Origin of the sequence: Micromonospora sp. NBC_00617, from assembly GCF_045161355.1 — a bacterium.
Taxonomy (GTDB): Bacteria; Actinomycetota; Actinomycetes; order Mycobacteriales; family Micromonosporaceae; genus Micromonospora.
Window position 1 is genome coordinate 6,570,223 of the sequence record NZ_CP107751.1, and the last position, 17,677, is coordinate 6,587,899.

General features: G+C 66.5%; 17 protein-coding genes, 1 tRNA gene and 1 pseudogene. 15 read left to right on the top strand and 4 right to left on the bottom strand.

Annotation, left to right across the window (positions count from 1 at the left end):
* Positions 1–205 precede the first annotated feature (205 nt).
* A complete protein-coding gene (locus tag OG505_RS30465) occupies positions 206–700 on the bottom strand; it encodes a YajQ family cyclic di-GMP-binding protein (RefSeq protein WP_007465350.1) in 495 nt (164 codons plus the stop codon).
* Positions 701–847: 147 nt separating this feature from the next.
* Here OG505_RS30465 and OG505_RS30470 point away from each other — a divergent pair.
* A tRNA-Tyr gene (locus tag OG505_RS30470) sits at positions 848–931 on the top strand.
* Positions 932–1,457: 526 nt separating this feature from the next.
* Here OG505_RS30470 and OG505_RS30475 read toward each other — a convergent pair.
* Positions 1,458–2,573 carry an ISAs1 family transposase gene (locus tag OG505_RS30475; protein WP_405425859.1) on the bottom strand — a complete coding sequence of 372 codons (1,116 nt, stop codon included), beginning with the start codon at positions 2,571–2,573 and terminating at the stop codon, positions 1,458–1,460.
* A gap of 909 nt (positions 2,574–3,482) precedes the next feature.
* On the opposite strand from OG505_RS30475, the gene OG505_RS30480 reads away from it, so the two are divergent.
* Both OG505_RS30480 and OG505_RS30485 read left to right on the top strand, forming a co-directional pair.
* Complete coding sequence (locus tag OG505_RS30480) at positions 3,483–5,495, top strand: hypothetical protein (RefSeq protein ID WP_405429449.1); 2,013 nt, start codon at positions 3,483–3,485, stop codon at positions 5,493–5,495.
* A gap of 184 nt (positions 5,496–5,679) precedes the next feature.
* Positions 5,680–6,222 (top strand): hypothetical protein, encoded by a 543-nt coding sequence (locus OG505_RS30485; RefSeq protein ID WP_405429450.1) that lies wholly within the window; start codon positions 5,680–5,682, stop codon positions 6,220–6,222.
* A 96-nt stretch (positions 6,223–6,318) separates the two neighbouring features.
* Here OG505_RS30485 and OG505_RS30490 read toward each other — a convergent pair whose 3' ends face one another.
* On the bottom strand, positions 6,319–6,741 hold the full coding sequence (locus OG505_RS30490; RefSeq protein ID WP_405429451.1) for a GntR family transcriptional regulator: 423 nt from the start codon (positions 6,739–6,741) through the stop codon (positions 6,319–6,321).
* 551 nt (positions 6,742–7,292) lie between these two features.
* Between OG505_RS30490 and OG505_RS30495 the strand changes: the two genes are divergently transcribed.
* The 4 genes from OG505_RS30495 to OG505_RS30510 all read left to right on the top strand — a co-directional run bounded on the left by OG505_RS30495 (position 7,293) and on the right by OG505_RS30510 (position 9,700).
* Entirely contained in the window at positions 7,293–7,628 is a 336-nt protein-coding gene (locus OG505_RS30495; RefSeq protein WP_405429452.1) for a hypothetical protein, read from the top strand.
* A gap of 91 nt (positions 7,629–7,719) precedes the next feature.
* Positions 7,720–7,965 (top strand): precorrin-4 C11-methyltransferase, encoded by a 246-nt coding sequence (locus OG505_RS30500; protein WP_112726490.1) that lies wholly within the window; start codon positions 7,720–7,722, stop codon positions 7,963–7,965.
* 149 nt (positions 7,966–8,114) lie between these two features.
* Positions 8,115–8,936 carry a GntR family transcriptional regulator gene (locus OG505_RS30505; RefSeq protein WP_405429453.1) on the top strand — a complete coding sequence of 274 codons (822 nt, stop codon included), beginning with the start codon at positions 8,115–8,117 and terminating at the stop codon, positions 8,934–8,936.
* A complete protein-coding gene (locus OG505_RS30510; RefSeq protein WP_405429454.1) occupies positions 8,924–9,700 on the top strand; it encodes a glycosyltransferase family 2 protein in 777 nt (258 codons plus the stop codon). The genes OG505_RS30505 and OG505_RS30510 overlap by 13 nt, the downstream gene beginning before the upstream one ends.
* Here OG505_RS30510 and OG505_RS30515 read toward each other — a convergent pair.
* The gene (locus OG505_RS30515; RefSeq protein ID WP_405429455.1) at positions 9,690–10,127 is read right to left on the bottom strand and encodes a hypothetical protein; all 438 of its coding nucleotides are present in this window, start codon (positions 10,125–10,127) and stop codon (positions 9,690–9,692) included. The two genes, OG505_RS30510 and OG505_RS30515, sit on opposite strands and share 11 nt — an antisense overlap.
* A 986-nt stretch (positions 10,128–11,113) precedes the next feature.
* Here OG505_RS30515 and OG505_RS30520 point away from each other — a divergent pair.
* The 8 genes and pseudogenes from OG505_RS30520 to OG505_RS30555 all read left to right on the top strand — a co-directional run bounded on the left by OG505_RS30520 (position 11,114) and on the right by OG505_RS30555 (position 17,634).
* Complete coding sequence (locus OG505_RS30520; RefSeq protein WP_091402451.1) at positions 11,114–11,509, top strand: transcriptional regulator; 396 nt, start codon at positions 11,114–11,116, stop codon at positions 11,507–11,509.
* Positions 11,510–11,684: 175 nt separating this feature from the next.
* Positions 11,685–13,280 (top strand): FtsK/SpoIIIE domain-containing protein, encoded by a 1,596-nt coding sequence (locus OG505_RS30525; RefSeq protein ID WP_405429456.1) that lies wholly within the window; start codon positions 11,685–11,687, stop codon positions 13,278–13,280.
* Positions 13,277–13,543, top strand: coding sequence for a hypothetical protein (locus OG505_RS30530; protein WP_112726482.1), 267 nt, complete (start codon positions 13,277–13,279; stop codon positions 13,541–13,543). Before OG505_RS30525 ends, OG505_RS30530 begins: the two co-directional genes overlap by 4 nt.
* A 3-nt stretch (positions 13,544–13,546) precedes the next feature.
* Positions 13,547–13,735: a hypothetical protein gene (locus tag OG505_RS30535; protein ID WP_091402447.1), complete on the top strand. Its 189-nt coding sequence runs from the start codon at positions 13,547–13,549 to the stop codon at positions 13,733–13,735.
* Positions 13,732–14,268, top strand: a complete 537-nt coding sequence (locus tag OG505_RS30540) for a DUF2637 domain-containing protein (RefSeq protein ID WP_405429457.1) — start codon at positions 13,732–13,734, stop codon at positions 14,266–14,268. Before OG505_RS30535 ends, OG505_RS30540 begins: the two co-directional genes overlap by 4 nt.
* Positions 14,265–16,019, top strand: a pseudogene (locus OG505_RS30545) (replication initiator). The gene OG505_RS30540 and the pseudogene OG505_RS30545 overlap by 4 nt, the downstream one beginning before the upstream one ends.
* A complete protein-coding gene (locus tag OG505_RS30550) occupies positions 16,016–16,201 on the top strand; it encodes an AlpA family transcriptional regulator (protein WP_030329852.1) in 186 nt (61 codons plus the stop codon). The pseudogene OG505_RS30545 and the gene OG505_RS30550 overlap by 4 nt, the downstream one beginning before the upstream one ends.
* Positions 16,198–17,634, top strand: coding sequence for a tyrosine-type recombinase/integrase (locus OG505_RS30555; RefSeq protein WP_405429458.1), 1,437 nt, complete (start codon positions 16,198–16,200; stop codon positions 17,632–17,634). Before OG505_RS30550 ends, OG505_RS30555 begins: the two co-directional genes overlap by 4 nt.
* Positions 17,635–17,677 lie beyond the last annotated feature (43 nt).

Below are 17,677 nucleotides of genomic sequence, written 5' to 3' on the forward strand. Positions count from 1 at the left end.
ACGCCGATCGTGGGGCGCGAAATGCGGCGGCGCCATCGGCGCGCCGCCGCCGTGGCCCGGCCCCGGCTGGATGGCCACGACAGGCCCAGGCCGTCACCAGGCCGTCGGAGGCCGATCGCAAGCGACCAACGACGACCACCGGCGACGACGTCTGCCCAGGTGACAAAGCGTGGTCGGCCCGATGACCAGGCTGGCCGGGGCCTCCTTACCTGTAGTTGGTGAACTGGAGGGCGACGCCGAAGTCCTCGCCCTTGAGCAGCGAGATGACCGCCTGGAGGTCGTCCCGCTTCTTGCCGGTGACGCGCAGCTGATCGCCCTGGATCTGCGCCTGAACGCCCTTGGGGCCCTCGTCGCGGATCTTCTTGCTGATCGCCTTGGCCTTGTCCGTCTCGATGCCCTGGATCACCTTGCAGTCGATCTTGAACACCTTGCCGGACGGCCGCGCCTCGCCGGCATCCAGCGACTTCAGCGAGATGTTCCGCTTGACCAGCTTCTCCTTGAACACGTCCAACGCGGCCCGGACGCGCTCCTCGGTCTCCGCCTGGAGGCCGATCGCCTCCTCGCCCGACCAGGAGATCTCCGCGCCTGTGCCGCGGAAGTCGAACCGCGTCGAGAGCTCCTTCTCCGCCTGGCGAAGGGCGTTGTCGACCTCCTGGCGGTCGACCTTGCTCACGATGTCGAATGACGGGTTCGCTGGCATGCTTCTGCTCCTGCTGTCCGGCGGTCTGGGCGTGCCGTCGGCCGCCGACCAGCGGCACGACCCTCTGACCGTACCCGGTTGCGTCGGTCCCGGGGTGAGCCGCTATCCTTGCTTCCGCCGCCGCGTTACGGCGCGGTGGGGTGCCCTGGCGGGTTGCCCGAGCGGCCAATGGGAGCGGACTGTAAATCCGTCGCGAAAGCTACAGAGGTTCGAATCCTCTACCCGCCACCAGGTGCAGACACGGCCCCTGACCAGCAGAGATGCTGATCGGGGGCCGTTGTCGTTGATCTAGCCGAGTCTGGCTGCGTCCAGCCGGTCACGACTGGTTGTGGGCAGATGGTGGGCAGCTCGATCTTGCCTCTCAGTGCTCCTCTGGGGCTGCGAACGCTCGTGCTCGGGGAGTTGCCGGCCCGGCGCGATCACGGCTGGAGTGACCGGCTGAGGGCTGCCTATGGGCTTCGCTGACTGCGGGGCTAGGCCGGGGGCAAGCCAGTCCCGGGGTTGGACTGGCGCGGCAGTCGGAAGCCCTGGCTCGCGATCAGGTCTACCTGCCGGCTTCCGTGCCGCCTGGCCGTGGTCGTGCTGCTTTCGGATCAGTGAAGTTCGGGGCGGCGGTCCGGCGGCAGTGCGGCGGCTCTCCGCCCCGGCGCCGCAGGCGGCCGGGGCGGCTTGCCGCCGGCCGGCTCACCGCCCGCGCCGCGCGGCGCGCGGCGCCTTGATCCAGAACAGAACAAATCGGCAATGCCACGAGGCAGGGCTATTGCGTTGTCGGGTTGCTCCTGGTCACGGCGTCGATGAGGTCGTGCGGTCGACGGTTGGCGCGTCGGGTGGCTCGGGCGATGTTGGTGGCACCGTTGGTGCGGTGGTATCCGATCGAGGTGTTACGGAGTGTGGCGAAGACGGCGGGGCCGTTCCCGGTCCGGGCTTGATGGGCGTCTTCACGTAGCGTGACGTCGCGGACGTGGTGCAGGCGGTTCTCGATATGCCACTCGGAACGGGCCCAGGTGCCGAGGTCGGCGGGTTGGGCCTGCTCGGCGGGTAGAGACACGGTCAGGTACGCCGTCTCGCGGGTGGTCTTGCCCTTGATCGTACGGGTTCGGGTGATCCGGACGGCCTGCTGCGCGTGGGGGAAGCTGAGCCCGCCCGGGGTGTTCACGGTGACGGCTTTGACGGTACGGGTCTCCTTACGGCCGTGACCGGTCTCGCGGGTCTGGCAGCCGACCGGCACCTGCGCCCAGGGCAGGGTCTTGAGCTGGGCGTGCAGGGTGGGCTGGTTTCCCTTGACCGCGACCATCAGATGCCCGCCGTCGGCGGCGAGTAGTTCGGCGTGGCCGGTCTGGGCGTGGAGCGCGTCCGCGACGACCAGGACATCGTTCAGTGATCCCAGTTGGGCGGCGACCTGGCGTAGCAGCGGGGTGAACGCGGGGATTTCGTTGGACTTCGCCGCGATCTGCACCTGGGCGAGCACGATGCCGGTGCTGGTGTCGTATGCCGACAGCAGATGGACCTGACGCCCGTCGGCAAGCCGGGCGCCGCGTTCGACCTTGCCGTCGACGGCGATGACGAGGCGCCACCGCCGCCCGGCCACCACGACCGGCGCCGCCCGAGCCCGCAGCCATCGGGCCAGCACCGCCGACAGCACCTCAGCGTCGATACGGATCAATAGCCGCCAGATCGTCGTGGCCGCGGGCACCCGGTCGGTGAACCCGAGCCGGCCCCACGCCGTCCGGTCCAGATCTCGCACCCAGTCGGCGATCGCGGCGAACGTGCACGCCCCGGCCAGCACCGCGCACACCGCCACGGAGAGGATGCTCACCAGCGGATAGCGCCGGCCACGTAGGCCACGCGGATCGGGCACCGTAGCCAACGCCACGATCAGGCTGTGATGTTCACCCTCAGTGACCGCAGTCGGTAGGGGTATACCGGTAGGCCGGTGGGGCAGCAGCATTGCGGTAGGTGATGATGGCATCGGCGGGTGCGGTCCTTCTCGTGATCATTGGCTTCGCAACCTCATGATCACCAACGGATCGCACCCGTCCTACATGGACCCCAGTTCCGCCCAAACTCCCAGCTCAGATGCTCCGCCACCGACTACGCAACAGCCCTGTGCCACGAGGAGAGCACACACGAGGAGAGCACCTACGGGTGGGCGTCGAGCATTCACCTCTAATTGCTGCCTGGAACGCGCGCGACACCTTGCTATCACGCCGCTTGCACTGCGGCAAGAAGAAAGCTCCTCGTGACGAGGAGTTGACAGACCAGGGCTCTACCGGAGAGGGCGAGCCTACGATGCCTAGACGCAGCAGGCACGTAGCGGATGAACTTGGCTAAAATGCCGACTAGCTCTCGGAGGTAGAGATGGAGCTTCCCCCTGAAGCGGTGGCTCTTTGCCTTAGCGCAGGCACAGCTCTCGTCGGCAGCATGATGACGGACGCCTGGGCCTCGGCGCGCGGTAGATTTGGACGGTTTCTCTCCGAGAACGGGGAACCGTCAAAGGAATCCCGACTGGACCGGGACCGACAGGCCCTGGCGTCCGCGTCCGACAGCGCGAGAGAGGCGCTCGCCGGAAAGACTGCCGCGAGTTGGGCGGTTCGCCTAGAAGACATTCTGGAGAATCATCCAACCGCTATTTCGGATTTGAATGACCTCGTAAAGGAACTTGAGAGAAAGCTGGGAAGCGCGTCGGATGGGATCAGCAACTCCGGAGTAAGCCAGAAGGCGGATAACGGCAGCCTTAACATATTCTCGGGCCGGGATACCCGATTCAGGTAGAGGGATGTCTGTGGAAACAAACAGCGGACTTCACAGTTCTCTTTTGGCCGATGAAGTCATCCCGGGGCAATCTGCCAGACATCTTGTCACACAGGATGCCGGTGGGGGCGGCACGAATATCTTTTCAGCCAGGGATACTATATATACAGTCAACAGCAAGTTGCGAACGAAGCGAATAAGCGACACAACGATCAAGGAGGCCACCTCCTCCTCCTTCATCAAGCCGGCGGGCTACGAAGACTTGCTGGGTCTGCTTTGGCGTCATGGCCTGATAATCCTCGAAGCTCCGCCGGACAAGGGAAAGCACCTTCTTGGGGTCCGCCTTCTCAGTGACTGCCAAGAGCGGCTGACGCAGGCCGGAAGGCGATTGAATGGTCTGCACTATATTAAGATGGGCTGGCAAGAGATCAATGCGTGGCACTTGCCGAAAGAGCCGGGTACCTGCTATCTGCTAGACCTAAGCGGAAGCAGCGACGAACCGCCCACCCTAGAGTTCGGAGAAGACTTAGCGCAAGACGCGGATAACGCTAGGTATGACGGGGTTTATTTGGTGGTACTAGCTACGTCAGACGTCTGGTCTCAATGCAGAGGTGCGACGGGCGGCCTTACGCAGTCTTTCTCTCCTCCTCCCGCATCCCAAATCGTGGAGCGCCACCTACAGTCGAAATTCGAGGTTGCGAACTACGAAGAGTGGCTGTCGGTACGAGATATTCAAGAGCTGATCAGCCGAATCGGAAGCCCCTCTGAAGCCGCTGAATTGGCCGAAGAGATCGCTGAAAATTGGCGTCGGGACAATTTTGCTGAGGCGGTCAGTGAGGTTCTCGACAAGTTTGGCAGCTGGAGGAAGCACCTCAGCAAGTGGTTCAAGGAGCACGAAGACGTTCCAGCGCGAGCAGCGATGCTGGCAGCAGCGGTACTTGATCCCAGCTTACCGGCCGATATCATAGATGCTCGGAAGAAGCTTCTTGAGATACTTCAAGACCGAGAGGCTGAAGTGGCGCCGTTGGCCGGGCCTGGAAGGACCGGCTATCTAGAACTCTTGCAGGCGCAGCAGGTTAGAGATAGGTTTTCAATCTCTCATCAGCGCAAAGGTCTGGATGAAGCAGTCATCCGCTTCGTTTGGAACGAATGGCCACAGGCTCATCCTTACCTTCAAGAATGGCTACTGGCTCTCGCAACAGATGTTCCTCAATCTCGTGTTCGGCGGATAGCAGACGTTACTGTCAAAGCGGCTCTTCAAGCTGGAAGCACCGCCTATATAGATCTCGTGCGAAAAATTGTGACGGACTATCCACAGAGTTGGTCACTGGCTCTTGAAATTCTAGATCTTACTGTTCTTGAGCCAGGAGTCGGTGCCCAAGTCCGCCAGCGGCTGCTAAACTGGGTGACGAATAAGGATCCTGGCCTGGCCGCGCTCGCGGTCGAAGCATGCGGGAGAAGGCTCGGGCAGGAAAGACCCAATCTCGCTCTGCACAGAATCTGTCGGGCGTTGTCTCGGGATCCCGGCGATAGGGGGTTCCTGGCCGCCGAGAAGGCCCTCGTTTCCCTGGGTAACGACGAAATTTCTCGACGTGCAGTCCTAGATACCGTCCGGACATGGTTGGGGTCACAACCAAAAACTGGACTGCCAGCATTCATCGCCTTGACTACTCGCTCTCCCTTTTTCGTGCAATCCGCTTTGCTGTCCGACAGGGATGACGAATCAATAGCATTTTTCAAGGACGGATGGGCTGTGGCGACTGCTTCGACAATGCCGCGCCGGGTGCTAGCCACGGCCCTAGACCAGTTTATTGACATTTGCGAACAGGGAGACGTGGCGCCCGAAACTCTTACCGATATTGTGGGTCCCCTGCTTGCTGAATCGGTGAATAAGAGCTTGGCGATGATGGTCTTGAGGCGGGCCAACAGTGAACGGAAGGATGTCGGCGATCCCCTTCGAACTCACCTCATGCAGGAACTGATATGGGGTCAGCTGAGCAAGGCGCGAGACGGCGCGCCTTCAGGTCGAGAAAGCGGCGTCTGATATGTTCGGCCGACGTCTTCGGCGCCTGCTCAAGGCTTCGCCAAGGGACGAATTCGCGGTACACACGGTGAAATTAAGGTCGGAACTTCGTAGCTCAGTTCCTGGTATCTATTTCCGCTCCTATCTTGTAGCGACCTGGTGGAATACCGACGGTCAAGAGGTCCGAGCGGTCGACGCGGAGGCGGTGAAAGAGGAACTGTGGAAGGCTGCCGAGGAAGTCACCAAAGAGTGGGACTTGCGCTTCCGCGCCGCCGCGCAAGCGGCAGTGAACAGGCGGCTCGAAACAGCGCACTGCGTCGGTGAGACCAAGCTAAATTGGCTTGGTTCGACCGAGCTTTCAGCTTCTGCCTGGAATCGCTTAGTTGAACGGCGGATTTTACGCTTGCGTCGTAAAAAGTCGGCCCAACGCCTAGCTATGCTGGATCAATTGAGGCATCTTCAGCGGCTCACACAAGAGCAAGGCCTCGCGGCGCTTTGGTGGGCGAACCAGAACCCGGACCGACTCCACTACCTGAACGACGGGTCTTTTCAGGCGCTCTTGAACCTACAGCCGAACCAAAATGATTACGACTTGAGTACGGCGAATGACGAGGCGGCGAAGGTGATTAGGGGGTTCCTCGAGCAGGTCTCCGATCCATCTTCAAGGGCTTCGCTCGCTGAGCCCTTGAAGATTGTAAGTGACTGGTATGGCGCGCAGCGCGGGTTGGACGATACGGACTCAAGATAGAAATCTTGGTCAGGGCGGGGCATGCTATACAACCGGACATCCGCGAGGTCTGCCACTACTGATATTCCCCTAGGCCTAACTGACTCCGGACCAGCTTTACGGGCTCGATTTAAGTCGTCGATAAGTCCTGACAACAATGTTTGCCAGTCCGTTTTCTCGAGTTATGGCCTGTTGTTCGAGCAAAGCCGTTCCAGTATCAACGGCGAAAAGTGCCGCAAGTTCCGGGTCGGCGGGCACCTCCCGTTGCTGAATCTCGGGCTCTGCGATCATGCCTAACCCGTTTCCATCCCGGTCCGGCCTGGCGTAGGTGCCACGGCCGTGCTCTGTGGCCACCAATCCTGCCTCGCGTAGCGCGGCTATCGCCTGACGGACAGTGCCTCGCGCTGCTCGGAATTCGGCGGTGAGTGCGCTCTCAGCAGGCAGGAGGGCTCCGGGCGGGATGGTGCCGCTCTCGATGCGCTCTCTCAACTCTTGGGCGATGGCGCGGTAGCGGGGCTGTCCGTAGTGCGGGGTGGGCACCTGGTCACCGTACCTGGCACTTGTCTTACCAAGTGCCAACCAAGTGACCCGTTTCGACGCCTAGACAACTCATCCACTTGTAGATACGTTTCCTGGTGTGCGGCTGGAGTGACGGCCCGCGTCAGGGGTGGTTTCGCGCCCGCCCTGGTCGCACCTGATGCGCGGCGTCCTGTCGGACCGGTTGCGGTAGCCGCGCGTACAAGTTGGCTCGGCGATACCCGACCCGTCCGGCGTCGGACGGTGCGCCGTGCCTTCATCCGGGCCGGTGGCCGGCCCCATTCCCCCGTGGCTGGCCACCGGTCCCCGCCTACCTGTGGAGGTGCGATGTCCGGCTTTCATCGTCGGCACCATTGGCTCTCGTCCTGGTGGTCTCGGAGGCGCCTGTCGGCCCGGGGTGCCGGCAGCAACGTTCCGTCGAGTCCGCGCCCGGCTTCTACGGCCTTCTCGCCACGGTGGTCGACGGGCGCCACTCGTGAGTTGCCTGCGCTCCGGTACGCGCCCTTGATGACGCGGGCCCAGCTCTACCTGGGCAACGGCGGGCGGTGGCCGCGATGAGTCGTACGAACAAGCCGACTCCCGTCACGAGCCACCCGGACTGGTGCGCCCCGGATCGCTGCGGCTACCTGGTGCCGCCGGTGATGGCGCACATGGCCCGTCGTCATCGTGGCCCAATGCAGCGGGTCGGCGAGAGTCGGTCAGGCGGCCTCGTCGTCACCTACCTCATCAGTGCTGAGGCTTTGGGTGGCGCCATGGTCGGAGTTCACGTGACGTGCCGGGGCGGGAACGCTTGGGCTGAGTTGTCGTTGCTGCAAGCGATCGAGCTGGCCGAGCAACTTGGCGACATGGTGAAGCAGGTACTCGGACGGCCAGGGGCCGACGATGAGTGAGGGGGTCCCGCTTGCGGAAGGCCGGCCGGTGCCGTCGATCGCGCCGGTCGTGTGCCCAGTCTAGTGTCGAGGCTGTGGACCAAACGACCCGATGCACCGCGGGCTTCTCTCCACCATTGGACGGGAGCGAACCGGCTGGGTCACCGTCCAACTGGTCGTTGACAGGTTCGCCCGCAGGGACCTGGCCGTGAAGCTCGACGCGACCCGCTACGGCGCGACGCAGACCGTACTCCTGTCGTCTGCGCAGGTGGACCGGCTCATTGACGAACTGGTCTACGCCCAGTTGGAGATGCTGACGCCGGCAGATGGCGGCGAGCGGGCCGGAGAGACGCGGTGAACGCCGAGAGCCCTCGGGGCGTAACCGTTCCTCGTACTCCCGGCCCGCGTCCTGCGCGCTCGCCGCGAGCTGCAGTAGCGGTGCCTCCGGTTCCCGAACGGCCCGCCGGCGGGACCACCTGGCAGACGTTGGAACGTCTAGGGGGTACGGTGACCGGTGTGCAAGGCCGGGACTGGCGCCCTCGCTACCTGCAACTCGCAGAAGAGTTGCGGGCGAAGATCGTGAGCGGTGAACTTGCCCCCGGCACTCTGATGCCCAGTGAGACCGAGTTGGCCGACACCTCGGGCCTGTCGCGCACGAGCGTCCGCAACGCCATCCGGCAGCTCCGCGAATGGGGCCTGGTCCGGGCCGAGCAGGGGCGCGGCACCTACGTGCGGGCACCTCGCCAGCGGGTGCGCCGTCGCAACACCGAGCGGTACCAGTGGGAGAAGGATCGCGTCCTGCTCGACGAGGACGAGCGGCTGAAGACTGGTGCCACCGAGCACGACACCGGCCTGACCGTCGACGATCTGAAGTTCCACGCCGAGTATTCCCGGGTGCAGGCTGATGCGGAGATGGCAGCGGCCTTGCAGGTCGAGCCGGGCACTTGGCTGCTGCGCCGGGTCTACTGGACGTCGTCGCGGCATGAGAACGCGCCGCTGACGGTGTCGTACTCCTACCTGCCGTATGACCTGGTGGCCGCGAACCCGGACCTGCTCGACGCGGGCAAGGAGCCGTGGCCGGGCGGCACGCAGCACCAGCTCTACACGCTCGGCATCGAGTTGGCCCGGATTGACGACGAGATCCGCGCCCGTCCGCCGTCGCCGGACGAGGCCGAGTTGCTGGACATCGACCCGGGTGTCTCCGTGCTCACCGTGCGGAAGACGTCGACCGACACCACCGGCCGAATAGTCGAGGTCGCCGACGTGGTGATGCCGGGCGACCGGACCGAGCTCGTCTACTCCCACAAACTCCAGCGGTGGAAAACTTGACGCAGCTCGTCTCGGTCATCACCCCGGTCCACGCGCCCAGCATCGAGCACCTGCCTGGCGCCTACGAGTCGTTGGCCAAGCAGGAGATGCCTGACGGCTGGGACTGGGAATGGCTCGTCCAGGAGGACGGGCAGACCGGCGCCCTGGTCGACGCGCTGCCCGGCGATCCCCGGATCAGTCTCGGCACCGGCCGTCCCGGTGGGCCTGGTGTTGCCCGTACCCTCGCTCTTTCCCGCGTCTCCGGGCAACTCATCAAGGTGCTGGACGCCGACGACCAGTTGACCCCCGGCGCACTCGCCCGGGACATCGCCGCGTTTGACGCGCACCCGCAGATCGGCTGGACAACCTCGCGGGTACTCGACCTGCTGCCCGACGGGTCCACCGCCGGATGGGACAAGGACCCAGCCGGCGGGGTCATCGACCGCGGTTCGGTCCTGACGTTCTGGAAGGCCAACGACTACCGGGCATCGGTGCACCCGGCGACCCTGTGCCTGCGGCGGGATCTCGTCTTCGCCCTAGGCGGCTGGATGGCCCTGCCCGCCTCCGAGGACACCGGCCTCCTGCTCGCCGCCAACGCGGTCAGCGACGGCTACTTCACCCGCGAATACGGCCTGCTCTACCGCAAGTGGCCCGGCCAAGTCACCAGCCAGGCTGCACACCGGGAGCCAGCCGAGTATCAAGCGCGGATGAGGATCATCGAGGCCCGAGCAAACGCCCTGACCTCGATGATCCCGAACGGCTTCGACGGCAGCGCTACGGCGTAGCCTCGTGCCCCGGCAACCCGTGGGATCGCCGCCGCTCCTTCATCTCCGCCTCAAAGATGTGCCGCCGTCCGCCGGCCAGCTTCTCCCGCGCGTCCCGCTCGATCTCCTGGAACGCGGCGTAGTAGCCGTCGTCGAACTCCTCCACGATCTGGAACGTCCACCGGCCCGGCAGCACGTTGCGACCCAACAGCTCCTGCTCGACCCGGTCGGCCATCCCATCGTGTCCGGCCTCGCGGAGCAACTTCACCACCCGGTCAAGGGTGAGATCCGCGCCGCCGATGAGCTGGTGCGCCGAGTACAGGTGTCCGCGTACCCGGTGAACGGTCTCCAGTGCCTTGCTCAGCTCTCCCAACGCTTCCACTGTGGTGTCATCGACACCCGTAGGGCGTGAGTGAATTTCGTCTACTGATTCCTTACTGCTGCTCATGGCGCAGCAGTACCCGTATGCAAGCCCTCTACCCATGCCGACTTGCGGGCGTCCAGCTTTGGTCGAACACGGATCTCGCCAGCGCGTCACGCCATTCATGAGCCCACAGCGGTCTAACATCACCGATGGCAGTTCACCGATTACCTCTGGTGGGCAGGGCGGCCATCGTCGCACGTTCAGAAGGCGATAAGGCCGCTCCGAACCTAGAGGAGGTCGAGTGATGTCGAGCAAGAAAAACCGGGCTCGCGGGAAGCGCGGGTCCGGTCGGCAACGGGTGCCCGGAAGGGCCGGAGCCGGCTCCCTGATCGAGTTAATTTTCTTGATCATCAGGCTGCTGGTGCTGGCCACTGCCTGGTCTGGGGCCGGCTCCGAGGAGGATGAGTCCGTCTTCTAGACCGAACTCATCCCCCTCGGCGGTTGGAACGCCTCCGCAGCTTGTCCTTGCCCGGGCCGCTGCGGGGGCTTCCTTCGTTCCGACCGTTGGCGCAGGCCGCGATCGTCGCTTCGCGTTGCGCTGAACGTTCAACGCAACTAACAATCACAACCTAACCTTCGGTTCGTGCACCAACTTACACACGAACCCTGATAGGTAGATGTCATACGCGCCGTATTGGAAGTAGTAAAAGTTATCGAGTATGGCGTGCAACTAACCGGCGGACGGTGGTTCTGTTCGCCGCCAGCCACGGTCTCGTCCGACCTGTATTGGTGTACAGCTAGAGGTACGGGCGCTATGGGGAGCTCACTAGCCCTCCTCTCGGAGCGAGCTTCTGGCCGAGTCTTCCCCTTGGCGCCCCTGCCAGCTCGTGGCGCACAGGACCGGTGACCGCCGATGGGCTTCACGAGTCGGAAGCACTCCTCCCGCAGTGCTCGTCGTTGCTGGCCCTGACTCTCGGGCCAGGAATCGCGCAACTTGTTGACTTGTCTGCCAAGCGCCGTCTACCTTGGACGCGACTTGGCAGACAAGTTAACAAGTTGGAGGTTGAGCGATGGCTCTGCGCGGCGGTACGAGGTTCGCGGTGCGGTGTGAGGACGTGTTCCCGGCGGGGTGCGCGTTGGTGCCCGAGTCGCTGGGCGAGGTCGAGGACTACGACGAGAAGACCGGCCGGCGTAGCCCGGCGAAGGACAAGCTGACCGGCCAGCGGGTGTGGCAGGTCCGGGTGATGGACCTGGATCCGGAGCTGGGGAAGCGGTCCCGGGAGACGACGGTGAAGATCTCGGCGGACTACCAGCCGGTGCCGCCGACGGGCGGCCTGTTCGAGGCCGTGGAGTTCGACGGCATGACCGTCACGCCGTACGTGGGCAACAACGGTCGGATGGCGTATTCGCTGCGGGCGACCGGGATGCGTGCCCCGGCGGGCGTGGCGACGAAGGCGGCGCAGTAGCCGCATCTGGTGGGGGCGGGGCTGTCAGGTCTTGGCGGACGGCAGCCCCGCCCTCTGTCTCTTTCCCCTGCTCTGTCGAGAGAGGTAGTGACATGTCCAAGGGTATGCCTGCCGTCCTGCGGCGGCCCACAGTGGCGAGTGCGCGGTGATGCGCCGGCCACGTGGCGAGGTCGTGATGACCACCGCCGGTGACCTGATGGTGATCCGGCCGCGCCGGCTGGAGCTGCCGGTCTGGCTGATCGCTCTCGGCCTGGTGCTGCGGTGGCTGTGGCGGGGCCTGTGGTGGTGCCTTCGCCACCCGGTCGCCGTCGGGCTGGTCGTGGCTGGGGTGAGCCTCTACCGCGAGTTCGGCCGGTCCGGCGTGATCGTGCCCGTGGTCCTGGCCGCCGCCGTGTCGGCGCTGTGGCGGTGGCGGCACGAGTCGTCCTGGTGGACCTGGTGCGCCGGTCCGATCCTCGGCCGGTTCCGTCAGCTCTTCGTCTACCGGCGGGCGTGGCGTGAGGCCATGACCCTCTGCGGCCTGGCCAAGGTGTACGACCATCGCACGGTCCTGCCGGAGCTGCTGCGGGTCCGCTCGGATCAGGCGCTCGACGTTCTGACCATCCGCATGGTCCGCGGCCAGACACCGGAGGAGTTCCAGAAGGCAACGGCGAACCTGGCGTACGCCTTCGGCCGGCGGCACGCCCGGGTCTACTCCGAGCGCCCCGATGACCCGCCGATCCGGTCGGGCTACTGGGCGTTGGTCCTGGGCGCGGTGGACCGGCTGCGGTTGCGGGACCGGCCGTCGGTGGTCTACCTGGTGGTGGTCCGCACGGATGCGCTGCGCACCCTGGTCGACCCGTTCGACGTCCCGTCGGTGCCCGACTTCACCGCGCTACCCCTGGCTCGACGGGAAGACCTGCGGCACTGGTGCCTGCACCTGCTCGCCACGCACGTCCTGATCGGCGGCGCCACCCGCTCTGGGAAGGGTTCGGTCCTGTGGTCGCTGGTCCGCGTTCTGGCCGGTGGGATCTCCTCCGGGCTGGTCCGGCTCTGGGTGATCGACCCCAAGGGCGGCATGGAGTTCGCGATGGGTCGGCCGCTGTTCGCCCGGTTCGCCTGCAAGTCGTTCGAGGCCATGGCCGACCTGCTCGACGAGGCCGTGACGGTGATGCGGGAGCGGCAGACCCGGCTTGCCGGCGCGGTGCGGGTCCACACTCCGACCCCGGCTGACCCCCTGGTCGTGGTCGTCATCGACGAGATGGCGGCACTGACCGCGTACCTCCAGGACGTTGACCTTCGTAAGCGCATCGCAGGGTCGCTCGGGCTGTTGCTGTCGCAGGGTGCCGGCGTCGGCGTCCTGGTGGTGGCCGCGTTGCAGGACCCCCGCAAGGAGGTGCTGCCGTTCCGGGACCTGTTCCCGACCCGAATCGCGCTCGGCCTGACCGAGGCCACTCAGGTCGACCTCGTGTTGGGTGACGGTGTCCGCAACCGGGGTGCCCTCGCCGACCAGATGCCCCGCTGGGCCAAGGGCGTCGGCTACGTGATCCTCGACGGCACCCCGGAGCCAGCCCGGGTCCGCTTCTCGTACATCTCCGACGACCACATCCGGGAGCTGGCCGCCGAGTACCCGGCACCGGCCGACGCGGCGGACATCCTCGCCCAGGTCGGCCGGGAAACCGCCACCGAACCGACCCGCCCGCCTCTGCCCCGGCAGCGCCGCGGACCGCTGCTGCCCGACTCGCTGCTGAACATCCTCGACCGGGACACCGACGGGGGTGAGCCGCGGTGACCGCCCCGACCGACGGACGAACCTTCTACCGGCTCCGCGCCCCCGGCACCGACGGCGCCACCAGCACGGCGGTGTCCGTCCGCGTCGACCCCACCCGGCCTGATCCGTACCCGGTGTATCTCGCCGTCGGCGGCGGCCGGCGCCGCATGTACCTGACCCCCGACGAGGCGTGGGCGCTGTGGCGCTGCCTCTCCGAAGCGGTGGCCTCCCTCGGCGAGCCACCCGAGCACATCCGTACCCGCGTCGCCCCGGCCCGGAGGTAACCGATGTCCCTCAAGAGCTTCTTCCTCGGCACCCACCGCCTCAAGCCGCTGCACATCGAACTCAACGGCTCCCCGGACCGACTCGCCGGCGCCCTGCACGGCCTGGCGCACATGGTCAACCGCCGCCGCGACCTCAACGGCCAACAGATCTGCATCACCCTGACCGTCCGCGACAACGGCAGCGGCCGATGATCCGCGCTGAATCCGGCATCCGGGTGCTGATCCTGCTCGCCGTCGGCACCATGGCCGGCGCCGCCGCCTTCACCCACGTTCACGACCTGACCGTCGCCCACGGCCAGCCCGACTGGATCGGCTGGGCCAACGCGGTAGCCGTCGAGCTGATGGCCATCTACCTCGGCCTGGAAATCCGCGCCCGTCGCCAAGATGGCCGATCCGTCGGCCTGGTCGGCGTACTCCTGATCGCGTTCGCACTGCTCTCCCTCGCCGCCCAGGTCGCCGAAGCCGAGCCCTCCGTCTGGGGCTGGATCGTCGCGGCGGTGCCCTCGCTGGCCTTCCTCGCCCTGGTCAAGGTCGTTCTGTCCAGCGCACCCACCACCCCGCCGGCACCGGAGCCCGATCAGCCGCAGGGCGATTGGTACGACGAGCCGCAGCCGGTCGAACCCGCGCCGCCGGCTCCGGTGATGCCGCCGGCATCAGCCGCGGTGCTGCCTCCGATCAGGGCTGTCCAGCCCAACCGGCCCCAGGTCGTCGGGATCATCCGATGACGGCTCCAACCCTGCCCGGCCTCGAAGCCGCCCCGACCCCGGTCGCTCCTCGGCCGGGGTCGCGGGCGGCCCGCATGGCGCTACCCCGCTCGATCGACGTGCTCAAGGACATCGCCATCGAGTACGGAGTCTGCGTCCGCCCGCTCGCCATGCGCCGCACCGACCTCGACACCGGACTGACCGAAGTCATCGACCTGCCCTGCGGCGCCACCCGCGAAGACAAGTGCCCGCCATGCGCCAAGAAGAACCGCCGGCTACGGCAAGCCCAGATCCGCGAGGGCTGGCACCGCGACGACGAGCCACTACCCGGCCCGGAACCCGCAACCGAGGCGCAGAAGTCCCTGATCCTGTTCCGCGCACACCTGGAGTTCTCCCGCGACGAGGCCGTCCGCGCCGCCCAGTGGGACCAGGTGACCGACCTCGACGAGGCAATCCGCGAGGTAGAGGAAGCCATCACCGCTGAGGGCCTGCGCGGGCGCGTCGGACCACCACACGCCACCGACGACGAGGACCAGGACGACGAGCCCGGCCCACGGCGCAAGCGCTCCACCAAGCGGCGCCAGGACGCCCCCGAACTGCCCCGGCGCAAGGTCGAACGGCGCACCGTCGGCAAGACCTACACCGCCCCGGACGGCGCCACCTACCAACCGTCGATGTGGCTCACCCTCACCCTCGACTCGTACGGCCCGGTCCGCCCCGACGGCACCCCCGTCAACCCGGCCAGGTACGACTACCGCCGCGCCGCCTGGGACGCCGTGCACTTCCCCCGGCTCCTCGACCGGTTCTGGTAGAACCTCCGACGGTGCGAGGGCTGGAACGTCCAGTACGCCGGCTGCGTCGAGCCGCAACGCCGCCTCGCCCCACACGCGCACTTCGCCATCCGCGGCACCATCCCTCGCGACGTGCTCCGAACAGTGGCGGCGGCCACCTATCACCAGGTGTGGTGGCCCTCGGTCGCCGTTCAGCGCTACACCCTCGACCGGCTCCCGATCTGGGACGAGCAGGCGACGGCATGGGTCGACCCGGACACCCACGAGCCGCTGACCACCTGGACGGAAGCCCTCGACGCCATCGACGACGACCCGGACGCCGAACCCGTGCACGTCGTCCGCTTCGGCGCCCAGGTCGACGCCCGCGGCGTCATGCCCGGCACCGCCGACGCCGAGCGCACCATCCGGTACGTCACGAAATACATCACCAAACACACCGGCGACTGCCACAAGGCCACCACCGACCGGCAACGCAAGCACCTCGACCGGCTCTGGCAGCAACTCCAGCTCACGCCCTGCACCGACCGGTGCGCCAACTGGCTGCTCTACGGCGTCCAGCCCAAGAAGGCACACGCCAAGCTCAAGCCCGGCCGCTGCAAGGGCAAGGTCCACCAGCGCGACACCCTCGGCATCGGCGGCCGGCGCATCCTCATCTCCCGCGACTGGTCCGGCAAGACCCTCGCCGACCACAAGCACGACGTTCGGGCCTGGGTCCGGGCGCTGCTCGGCGTCACCACCGACGGCACCCAGCTCGTCGACGACCAGGGCGACACCACCGAACGAGTCCGGCACGCCTGGGAGCTTGCCCGACCCGACGACCCCGACGTCGGCCCGATGACCCACCGGCTCATGCGCTCGATCAGCGAACGCGCCCGCTGGCGGTCCGAAGTGCTCGCCGCTAAGGACCGGGCCGCGCAAGGGTCCTCAGATCTTTCGGCAACTCAGCACAGCGCACAGCACGACGGGGAGGGAAGGCAGTGAACGAGGAGTTGTTGACCGTGCCGGAAGTGCTCGCCGAGCTGCGCGTACCGCGCTCGACCTGGTTCTACTGGCGGCAGACCGGCAAGGGGCCACGGGTGATCAAGCTCCCGAACGGGCAGCTGCGGGTCCGCCGGTCGGCGCTCGGTCGGTGGCTCGGCGACCTGGAGCAGGACGCCGCATGAAGAGCTACGAGGTCCAGATATGGGAGATTGGTAAGCGCGCTGACCGGAAGGCTCGGCCGTGGCGGGTCCGCTGGGCGGTGAGCGGCCAACGCTTCGAGGACATGTTCCGTACCAAGGCCCTGGCGCACTCGTTCCGCGCCGAGCTGGTCCAGGCGGCCAACGCGGGGGAGCCCTTCGACCCGGCCACCGGCCGCCCGGTCTCCGAGGCCAGAACCAAGAACCCCACCACCTGGTACGCCCACAGCCGCGCCTACGTCGAGATGAAGTGGCCCCGGGCGGCGGCCAAGACCCGGCGCTCAATCGTCGAGGCGCTGACCTCTATCACGGTGACCCTGACCCGGCCGACAAAGCGGGGCCGACCCACTGACGCTCTGCTCCGCGAGGCGCTGTACCTCTACGGCCTCAACCCCCGCCGCTGGTCCGACGAGATCCCGGCCGACCATGCGGCGGCCCTCGCCTGGCTGGAAACCGCGTCTTTTCCGGTCGTCGAACTGGACTCGCCCGCGATGGTCCGCCGCGTCCTCGACAGCCTCTGCGTACGCCTCGACGGCAAGCCCGCGGCTGCCTCAACCGTCCAGCGGAAGCGGGCCACCTTCTACAACGTGCTCGGGTACGCCGTCGAGCTGGAGCTGATTGCCTCCAACCCGGTCGACCGGGTGCAATGGACCGCGCCCGAGGTCGCCCAGTCCATTGACCGGCGAGTGGTGGCAAACCCGGCCCAGGTCGCCACACTGCTGGAGGCGGTGAAATCTCTCGGCAAACGCGCCGACAAGGTCACGGCGTTCTTCGGCTGCCTCTACTACGCGGGAATGCGTCCCTCGGAAGCCGCTGACCTACGGCGGGAGGACTGCGACCTTGCCGGCCGGTGCGCCGACTGCGGGGCCGACTTCGACGACCTGGCGGCGGTCAAGCCTTCCCGGTCCTGCGACCACGAGGAGATCGAATATCGCTGGGGCCGCCTAGTGCTCGCCGGCACCTCGTCGCGCGCCGGGTCGCACTGGACCGATGACGGCGGTTCGCACGAGCGGCGCGGACTCAAGCACCGGGGGAGGGCCGAGACTCGGACGGTCCCGATCCCGCCCCGGCTCGTCGAGCTGCTGTGCGCGCACGTCGAGAATCACGGGGTTGGCCCGGACGGTCGGTTCTTCCGGGGCCTGCACGGTGGGCCGCTGTCCGAGTCGGTCTACGACCGGTGGTGGAAGCTCGCCCGCGAGAAGGCGCTGACCGAATCGCAGGTCGCCTCGCCGCTCGTCCGCCGACCCTACGACCTGCGGCACGCGGCGGCCTCGCTCTGGCTGAATGCCGGCGTCCCGCCGACCGAGGTCGCCCGGCGCCTGGGCCACGGCGTCGCCGTCCTGCTCCGCGTCTACGCCAACTGCATCGACGGGGGAGACGACACCATTAACGACAAGATCGGCGACGCCCTCGGATGAGCCAAGACCAGCACCAGAAGCAAGATGAGCCGTTGTGATACGG